Origin of the sequence: Microbacterium sp., from assembly GCF_031179285.1 — a bacterium.
Classification (GTDB): Bacteria; Actinomycetota; Actinomycetes; order Actinomycetales; family Microbacteriaceae; genus Microbacterium.
Map to the genome: position 1 here is coordinate 74,910 of NZ_JAPSHY010000015.1, position 8,344 is coordinate 83,253.

Below are 8,344 nucleotides of genomic sequence, written 5' to 3' on the forward strand. Positions count from 1 at the left end.
CGCACGCAGCCAGGCCCGGAGCGCCGGGCGCAGACCCGGCCGAGCGCCCCACCGCGCCGGTTCTCGAGATCTCGGGGGCGGCTCTTCACCGGGGCGAGCGTGAGCTCTGGGCAGGCCTCGATCTGACCGTCGACCCCGGTGAGTTCATCGCCGTGCTCGGCCCATCGGGCTCGGGCAAGACCACGCTGCTGCGCAGCATCCTGGGCCTGCAGCCGCTGTCTGCGGGAACCATCCGGGTCGGTGGCGACAGGGTGCACCGCGGCAACGCGCGCATCGGATACATCCCGCAACAGCGCCCCATGGCGCCGGACACCAGCATGCGAGCGCGCGATGTCGTGGCTCTCGGCGTGCAGGGGAGCAGATTCGGGTTCCCCGTGCCTCGACGCGGTGACCGCGCGCGCGTGGACGCACTCATCGAGGGGGTGGGAGCGGCGCATTACGCGGATCGCCCCGTCGGACTGCTTTCGGGGGGCGAGCAGCAGCGGCTCCGGGTCGGGCAGGCCCTCGCCGACGCGCCGTCGCTGCTGCTGTGCGACGAGCCGCTGTCGAACCTCGACCTCGCCCATCAGCGCGGGATCACCGACATCATCGATCGCGAGCGCCGCGAACGCGGAGCCGCGGTGCTGTTCGTGACCCACGACATCAACCCGATCCTCGGCCGCGTCGACCGCATCCTCTACATCGCGGGCGGGAGGTTCGTGCTCGGCACGCCCGATGAGGTGCTGCAGAGCCGCGTGCTCACCGAGCTCTACGGCACACCGGTGTTCGTGCTGCGCGCCGGCGACCGGCTGGTGGTCGTCGGCGTGCCGGACGCCGAACCGCATCACGAGCACGGGGATGCGGCATGAGGCCACTGCTGGACTGGAGCGACGTCTTCTCGTTCCAGGACTACGGCGAGCTCGTCGCCCTGCTGGCGAACTCGATCGTCGCGGGCGCCGTCCTCGGCATCGTCGGAGGACTCATCGGGGTCTTCGTCATGCAGCGCGACCTCGCCTTCGCCGTCCACGGCGTCAGTGAACTGTCATTCGCCGGAGCGGCCGCCGCGCTGCTCTTCGGCGGCAGTGTCGTCGCCGGTTCGCTCGGCGGTGCCCTGGTCGCCGCGATCCTCATCGGGATCCTCGGCGCCAAAGCGCGGGACCGCAACTCGATAGTGGGCGTGCTGATGCCGTTCGGCCTCGGCCTCGGCATCCTGTTCCTGTCGCTCTACGACGGCCGAAGCGCGAACCGTTTCAGTCTGCTCACCGGTCAGATCGTGTCGGTCTCGAGCCCGGACCTCGGGTGGCTGGTCGGTATCAGCCTCGTGGTGCTGCTCGGGCTGCTCGTCATGTGGAACCCACTGCGGTTCGAATCGCTCGACCCCGAGTCCGCCGCGGCACGCGGAGTGCCCACACGGGCGGTGAGTCTCGTCTTCATGGTGCTTCTCGGCCTCATCGTCGCCGTCAGCGTGCACATCATCGGCGCGCTACTGGTGATGGCGCTGCTGGTCACGCCTGCCGCCGCGGCGATGCGGGTGACGGCGGGACCGGTGGCCGTGCCGCTGCTGGCCGCCCTGTTCGGGTTCGTCTCGGCCGTCGGCGGCATCCTGCTCGCGCTCGCCGGCACCCTTCCGGTGAGCCCCTACATCACCACACTCTCCTTCCTCATCTACGCGGTGTGCTGGGTCGTTCACCGACTGCGCTCGCGGGTGCGTCGAGTGGCTCTCTAGAACCCGCACGCGCCGAGAGTACGGGTACTCGCCGACTGCACGGCCTATCGACGTCGACAGTCCGTGTGCTCGGCGACAAGCCGTGCGCTCGGCGACGAACTCGCGCATCGCACCGCGGTGACTGCGCTCCCAGCCGCAGGTAAGCCGCGCCGTTTAGACTCTCGGTATGGCTCAACGGAACACCTGGCAGCGCGAACGAGTGCGTGAAGCACTCGGCGACGCGCGCGGATTCGTGAGCGCTCAGAGCCTGCACGCGACGCTCCGCGGCGAGAACACCGGCATCGGCCTTGCCACGGTCTACCGCGCCCTCGCGGGGCTCGCCGCCTCCGGCGATGCCGACTCGCTGCAGAGCCCGGAGGGCGAGGCGCTGTACCGCGCCTGCTCGACGCAGGAGCACCATCACCACCTCATCTGCCGATCGTGCGGCCTGACCGTCGAGATCGAAGCCAAGGACGTCGAGCAGTGGGCGCATCGCACCGCAGCGCTGCACGGCTTCTCCGAGGCGGCGCACGTCGTCGACATCTTCGGCCTCTGCACCCCGTGTGCGAACAAGCGCGAGGCCGAGGGAGCGCCGGCCGCGTGAGCCGTCCGACGAGCTCAGGAACCATCCTGAGGCCCCGACCCGCTTCCGCGGGTCCCGGGAGCCGGAAGCCGCGACGCTCTCCCTGGGTGGGCGTCGGTCTCGGTGCCGGCATCGTCGCCCTGCTGTTCCTCATCGACCTCTTCTTGCCGACGCTGTTCAGCGCGACGCTTCCGACGCGCGCTCAGGACGGCCTCACCCTCGCGCTGAGCGTGCTGATCGAGGCGCTGCCGTTCGTCATCCTCGGCGTGCTGCTGTCGATCGTCGTTCAGGTCTGGCTGCCCGCCGACGTCATCCACCGCTGGCTACCCAGGCGCGCGTGGGCTCGCCGAGCGGTGCTTTCACTGCTGGGGATGCTGATCCCGGTGTGCGAGTGCGGCAACGTGCCCTTCGCCCGCGGCCTCATGATGCGGGGGCTCGCTCCTGCCGAGGCGATGACGTTCCTGATCGCTGCGCCCATCGTCAACCCGATCGTGATCCTCACCACGCACGCAGCGTTCGGCTGGGACGGCGGCATCCTCATCGCCCGCCTCGTCGGCGGCTACCTGATCGCGAACCTCATCGGGTGGATCTACAGCCGGCATCCCTCACCCGACGCCCTCCTCACCGAGCGCTTCGTCGAGACGTGCGAGCGCGTCTCACACGAGCCGGGCACCCCGGTGCGCCGGAGCCTCACCCAGTTCCTCGTCGAGCTGCGCGCGGTGATGCCCGCCCTCGTGATCGGCTCGGCACTGGCCGGCGCCGTGCAGGTGTTGATCCCGCGCGATGTGCTGCTGGCCATCGGCTCGAACCCGGTGCTGTCGATCCTCGCGATGATGGCGCTTGCGATGACGGTGGCGATCTGCTCGAACGTCGACGCGTTCTTCGCGCTGTCATTCGCCTCGACGTTCTCGTCGGGCGCGCTCATCGCCTTCCTGCTGGTGGGCCCCCTCGTCGACATCAAGATGCTCGCGCTGATGCGCACCACCTTCACCGCCCGCACCCTCTCCGGTGTCGTCGGCGTAGTGCTGCTGTCGGCCTTCGTGATCGGGATCGGGGTGAACGTCTTTGTCTGAGCATGCTTCCTCACGCGGACGCGCTCTCGCCACCCGGTGGCTGGGTGTCGGGCTCGCCGCCGCGATCGCCATCGTGACCCTGGGGCTCGGGTTCGCCGGTCAGTTGACGCTCTACATCAGCCCTGAGACGGTGTGGTTCGCGTGCGCGGCCGCCGTCGTGACGCTGGCGGGCGCGATCTGGTCGTGCACTCTTCCGCTGGGCAGCGAGACCGAGCACGGCCATGACCACGGTCATGAGCCGGACATCACGACAGAGGGCTCTCGCCGCCGAACACTCACGCTCGCCGGCACGATCTCGGCCGGTGTGGTGGCGACCGGGATGGTGATGGCCGCCGTGGTCCTGCCGCCGGCGTCGCTCTCGGTCGACCTCGCCATGTCGCGGGCAGGCGAAGACAGCACCCTCTTCGCCGGGGCCGACGATGTCTCGCTGGGTGTCGCCGACACGACGACGTTCGGCGTCGGCGAGTGGGCGAGCGTCTTCGCGACGGCCACGCGACCAGAGGCCTACGACGGCTCCTCCGTCACCCTCACCGGGTTCGTGACGCCCGCGGACTCGAACGCCGACGGCGTGCGCCTCACCCGCATGGTCATCACCCACTGCGTGATCGACGCCCAGCCGGCGGCCGTGCCGGTCAGCGTCGATGCCGGGGAGTACCCGACGGGGCAGTGGGTGGAGGTCACGGGCACCGTGAAGGCGGATGCCGACGGCACGCTGCGCATCGATCCGACCTCGGTCGTCGCGATCGACGAGCCGGGTGACCCCTATGAGTACTGACGACGAGCGTCAGGGGCCCTCGCCGGTGCCCCGGACGCGAGCCGAGATGCGCGCGGCGCGAGAAGCAGCGGCCGCACAGGCAGCTGCGGAGGCGCAGGCAGCCGCCCCCGACGAGCCGGCCGCTGCGGAGGCTCCGGCCGCCCCCGACGAACCGACCGCTGCGAAGGCTCCGGCCATGCCAGAGGAGCCGACCGCTGCCGAGCCGCCGGCCATGCCGGACGAGCCGCCCGCCGCCGCCGCGTCCTCGACGGCGTCGGCCGGTCAGAGCGCACGACCGCCGGCATCCGCCCCCCGCCCGCACCGCCGGTTCCTGCTCGCGCTCGCCGCGGTACTCGGAATCCTCGTGCTGGTCGGCGCAGGGCTCGGGTTCGCCAGTCTCGTGCAGGGCCCACGCCTGACCGGCACCCAGGTCGACCCGGCCCAGGCGATCGACTCCTCCGGCAGCCGCGTGATCCTCACGGCGAACCAGGCGCTCGCCGAGGTGGACCCGGCGCAGGTGACGGTCGAGCCGGCGGTGCCGTTCACGATCGATGCGGCCGGACGCGGCATCGGCATCCGCTTCACCGTTCCGCTCGACGACTCGACGACGTACACCGTCACCGTCGCCGACGCGAGGGGTGTCGGCGGCGGACCGAGCGCCGATCTGACCACGAGCTTCACCACCCCGGCATCCAGCCTGTTCCTCCTCCGCCGCGACGCCGAGGGCGACGACACGATCTTCCGCACCGACCTCGCGGGCAAGGGTGTTCCGGTGTTCACGCACGAGCGCATCAACGACTTCCGCGCCACGTCGTCGCAGCTCGTCGTCTCTGTCGACGACGGCGATGCGGGCTCGCAGCTGCTCGTCATGAGCCGCGACGGGGATGATCAGCGCGAGCTCACCCTTCCCGGTGAAGGGTACGTCGGCGAGATCCAGGTGTCCGAGCGCGGGGGACTGGTGGGATACAGCTACTCCGACCGCGAACTCAGCGACACCTCGGGCCGCGCCAGCGTGCTGGTGACGCAGTCGCTGAGCGGCGAGGACGAGCCGAGAATCGTCGAGGTCGGCGGCGTCGAGGCGAGCATCTTCTCCTGGCAGTTCGTGCCCGACAGCGCCGCCGTGCTGTTCATCGACTTCGACGGTGCGCTCTCGCTGGTCGACCACTCCGGCGATGCCGGCGTGCAATCGCTCGGTCTCGCGGCCACGATCCAGGGGGTCTCCCGCGGCACCTACACGGCGATCGTCGAGCGCCTCGACGGCACGGTCGTCGAGCTGAACCTCGCCGACGGCTCCGAGCAGCCGCTCGCGGCATCCGAGCCCGACTACGGCCTCGCGACCACCATCACCCCGTTCCCCGGCGGCACGCTCCGGCACGTCGTCGCCCGCGATGATGTCGGCATGCCGACCGGCCAGGCCATCATCCGGGTCGATGAGGAAGGCGCGGCCACGCCACTGGTCGAGGTGGGGGCCACCGATTCGATCCTGCAGGCCTGCGCATCGCCGAGCGGGCAGTACGCCGCTGTCGTCATCGCCCCGAACCTCGCCGACAACGACTACGACGACATGCTGCTGCCGCTGCCGCAGAAGCTCGAGACGCACCTCATCGACCTGGACTCGGGCGAGGAACTCGTCGCCCTCACGGGGTTCGACGCCTCGTGGTGCCAGACGGCGCCGAGGTTCTGAGATGCCGGCGGAACCACGGGCTGCCGTCGCGCCGCTTCGCCGCGCCACGCGGGCCGAGCTCAGCGGCCTGCCCCTCGAGGTCGCGCCACTGCTCCTCGGAGGCCAGCTGCGCACGTCCGTCGCGATCGGTGACGAGCCGGCCGTCGAGGTGCGGCTGCGGATCACCGAGGTCGAGGCGTATCACGGCCACGGGACGGGGCCGGTCGCGGATCCGGGCTCGCACGCTCGCATGGGCCGTACCGCCCGCAACGCCACGATGTGGGGGGAGCCCGGGCATCTGTACGTGTACCTGAGCCACGGCATCCACTCGTGCGTGAACGTCGTCTGCGCACCCGAAGGCCAGGCGGGCGGTGTGCTGCTGCGTGCCGGTGAGGTCATCGGCGGGGTGGATGCCGCAGTCCGGCGTCGCCGGGTCGAGCAGCCGCTGAGCCGCACGGCACTGCGGGACCTCGCGCGCGGTCCCGGCCGATTCGGGCAGGCGTCGGGGCTGCGTCACCCGCTCCACGACGGCATCGACCTCGTCACGGGCGAGCCGCTCCACGGCGCGAGCGCCGAACTGTGGCTCGCCGAACCGCTCGAGCATGTCGCATCGGGACCGCGCGTGGGCGTCGCGGGTGTCGCCGGAACGGCGGCGTTCCCCTGGCGGTTCTGGATCCCGGATGAGCCGACCGTGTCGCCGTTCCGATGGGGGCGCGGTGCCGCCGAAGCCGCCGCCACCGCCGCTCATGACTGACCCCGCGGGCCACCCGGAGAGGCAGAACGAGCGGATGCCGGCACGGGATCGCCCGTGCTAGACTGACTCTTTGTCTGCGCACACTCCTGTGCGCAGTTCGTGTGCCTCCCTCCTGAAGACCGAGTGATCGGATCAGGGAGAGGTGTGCAGACAAGGGATCTTGGGTGAGGCCGTCGGTCTCACGGTAATGAAGGAGTCACATCATGGCAGCAGTGTGCCAGGTGACCGGAGCTGTTCCCGGCTTCGGACACAACATCTCGCACTCGCACCGTCGGACGAAGCGCCGCTTCGACCCGAACGTGCAGAAGAAGACCTATTTCGTGCCGTCGCTCGGTCGTAAGATCACGCTGAACGTGTCGGCAAAGGGCATCAAGGTGATCGACGTCCGCGGCATCGAGAACGTCGTCAAGGACCTCCAGGCGAAGGGTGTGAAGCTCTAATGGCCAAGAAGGCTCAGGACGTACGTCCCATCATCAAGCTCCGTTCGACGGCGGGCACCGGTTACACCTACGTGACCAAGAAGAACCGTCGCAACACCCCCGACCGCCTTGTGCTGAAGAAGTATGACCCGGTCATCCGTCAGCACGTCGAATTCCGCGAGGAGCGTTAATCATGGCGAAGAAGAGCAAGATCGCTCGTAACGAGCAGCGCAAGGTCGTCGTCGAGCGTTACGCCGAGCGTCGCGCCGAGCTGAAGAAGACCCTCGTCGACCCGAACGCCACCGACGAGGCCCGCGAGGCCGCCCGTGTCGGCCTGCAGAAGCTGCCGCGCAACGCATCGCCGGCCCGCGTGCGTTCGCGCGACGCCATCGACGGCCGCCCGCGCGGCGTGCTGACGAAGTTCGGCATCTCGCGTGTGCGCTTCCGTGACATGGCCCACCGTGGCGAGCTGCCCGGTGTGACCAAGTCGAGCTGGTAAGCACCACCACGCTGTTGGAACGGGGCGGGGTTCTTCGGAACCTCGCCCCTTTCGCGTGCCCGGGGTTCTTCGGAACCTCGCCCCTTTCGCGTGCCCGGGGCGGCGGTCAGCGCTGGCCGGGCATATTGAGATCGTCCGGGTCCACCTCGACATCGCCGACGTCATCCGGCCCGCCGGTACCGGGCGTCACCCGGACGTCGTCCGGGTCGATGTCGTCATCGAGGGTCTCGGGGAGCGGGTCGCGCTGCTTCTGCTGGGTCTCGGTCTCGCTCGCGGGACTGTAGGACATGTCCTTGCGGACGATGTCGCTCTCTGAAGCACCCGAGTCCGCAGAACCGGCCGAGTCAGACGCCTGCGGAGGCGCGGGGGGAAGCTCACCGGTCTCACCGGCGGCGAATCTGGATCGATCGTCAGCATTCATGAGAGCGACGTTATGCCGCGGTGCCGGCCGGCGCGCAGCCCTTGACAAACCACGACGCCCGTCTTGTGAACGCTGTGGAGCCACTGATTTCTGTGACCAGAGTGACCAATGTGACACGACACGCTGCAGAATTCACGGAAACCCGCGAAATGACGCGGAAATGAGGGCAGTGGTTGGTACATTCAAGGCGGTCACTCGACCAGGGGCATCCGCCCCGACACCAACAACGATGCGACGGGATCTTCGTCGCTGGAGGATGACATGGCTGACAAGTCCATCACCAAGACCGAGCTCGTCGCGAGCATCGCAAGCGCCACGGGCCAGAGCCAGGCCACCGTCTCCGGTGTCCTCGACGCACTCTTCTCCACGGTCTCCGACGCCGTTGCCAAGGGCAGCAAGGTCTCGATCCCGGGCTGGATCTCGTTCGAGCAGGTCGACACCGCCGCTCGCACCGGCCGCAACCCGCAGACCGGCGCCGAGATCAAGATCCCGGC

General features: G+C 69.5%; 12 protein-coding genes. 11 read left to right on the forward strand and 1 reads right to left on the reverse strand.

Features of this window, described 5'->3' with window-relative positions; translation table 11 throughout:
• The first annotated feature begins 68 nt into the window (after positions 1-68).
• The 10 genes from RIN18_RS11095 to rpsN all read left to right on the forward strand — a co-directional run bounded on the left by RIN18_RS11095 (position 69) and on the right by rpsN (position 7,429).
• Positions 69-848, forward strand: coding sequence for an ATP-binding cassette domain-containing protein (locus tag RIN18_RS11095; protein ID WP_309104045.1), 780 nt, complete (start codon positions 69-71; stop codon positions 846-848).
• The gene (locus RIN18_RS11100) at positions 845-1,705 is read left to right on the forward strand and encodes a metal ABC transporter permease (RefSeq protein WP_309104031.1); all 861 of its coding nucleotides are present in this window, start codon (positions 845-847) and stop codon (positions 1,703-1,705) included. Before RIN18_RS11095 ends, RIN18_RS11100 begins: the two co-directional genes overlap by 4 nt.
• A gap of 166 nt (positions 1,706-1,871) precedes the next feature.
• A complete protein-coding gene (locus RIN18_RS11105; protein WP_309104032.1) occupies positions 1,872-2,288 on the forward strand; it encodes a transcriptional repressor in 417 nt (138 codons plus the stop codon).
• Positions 2,289-2,374: 86 nt separating this feature from the next.
• Positions 2,375-3,340 (forward strand): permease, encoded by a 966-nt coding sequence (locus tag RIN18_RS11110; protein WP_375163522.1) that lies wholly within the window; start codon positions 2,375-2,377, stop codon positions 3,338-3,340.
• Positions 3,333-4,115 (forward strand): TIGR03943 family putative permease subunit, encoded by a 783-nt coding sequence (locus RIN18_RS11115; RefSeq protein WP_309104033.1) that lies wholly within the window; start codon positions 3,333-3,335, stop codon positions 4,113-4,115. Before RIN18_RS11110 ends, RIN18_RS11115 begins: the two co-directional genes overlap by 8 nt.
• Entirely contained in the window at positions 4,105-5,778 is a 1,674-nt protein-coding gene (locus tag RIN18_RS11120) for an Ig-like domain-containing protein (RefSeq protein ID WP_309104034.1), read from the forward strand. Before RIN18_RS11115 ends, RIN18_RS11120 begins: the two co-directional genes overlap by 11 nt.
• A 1-nt stretch (position 5,779) precedes the next feature.
• Entirely contained in the window at positions 5,780-6,511 is a 732-nt protein-coding gene (locus RIN18_RS11125) for a DNA-3-methyladenine glycosylase (protein ID WP_309104035.1), read from the forward strand.
• A gap of 203 nt (positions 6,512-6,714) precedes the next feature.
• Positions 6,715-6,951, forward strand: coding sequence for a 50S ribosomal protein L28 (gene rpmB / locus RIN18_RS11130; protein WP_298041386.1), 237 nt, complete (start codon positions 6,715-6,717; stop codon positions 6,949-6,951).
• Positions 6,951-7,121, forward strand: a complete 171-nt coding sequence (gene rpmG / locus RIN18_RS11135) for a 50S ribosomal protein L33 (RefSeq protein WP_017203558.1) — start codon at positions 6,951-6,953, stop codon at positions 7,119-7,121. The genes rpmB and rpmG overlap by 1 nt, the downstream gene beginning before the upstream one ends.
• Positions 7,122-7,123: 2 nt before the next feature.
• Positions 7,124-7,429 carry a 30S ribosomal protein S14 gene (gene rpsN / locus RIN18_RS11140; RefSeq protein WP_045250847.1) on the forward strand — a complete coding sequence of 102 codons (306 nt, stop codon included), beginning with the start codon at positions 7,124-7,126 and terminating at the stop codon, positions 7,427-7,429.
• Between the two features lie 106 nt (positions 7,430-7,535).
• On the opposite strand, the gene RIN18_RS11145 is transcribed toward rpsN, so the two are convergent.
• Positions 7,536-7,850 carry a hypothetical protein gene (locus RIN18_RS11145; RefSeq protein WP_309104036.1) on the reverse strand — a complete coding sequence of 105 codons (315 nt, stop codon included), beginning with the start codon at positions 7,848-7,850 and terminating at the stop codon, positions 7,536-7,538.
• A 261-nt stretch (positions 7,851-8,111) separates the two neighbouring features.
• Here RIN18_RS11145 and RIN18_RS11150 point away from each other — a divergent pair.
• Positions 8,112-8,344: HU family DNA-binding protein (locus tag RIN18_RS11150; RefSeq protein WP_309104037.1), on the forward strand; the 233-nt coding region annotated here is incomplete at its 3' end.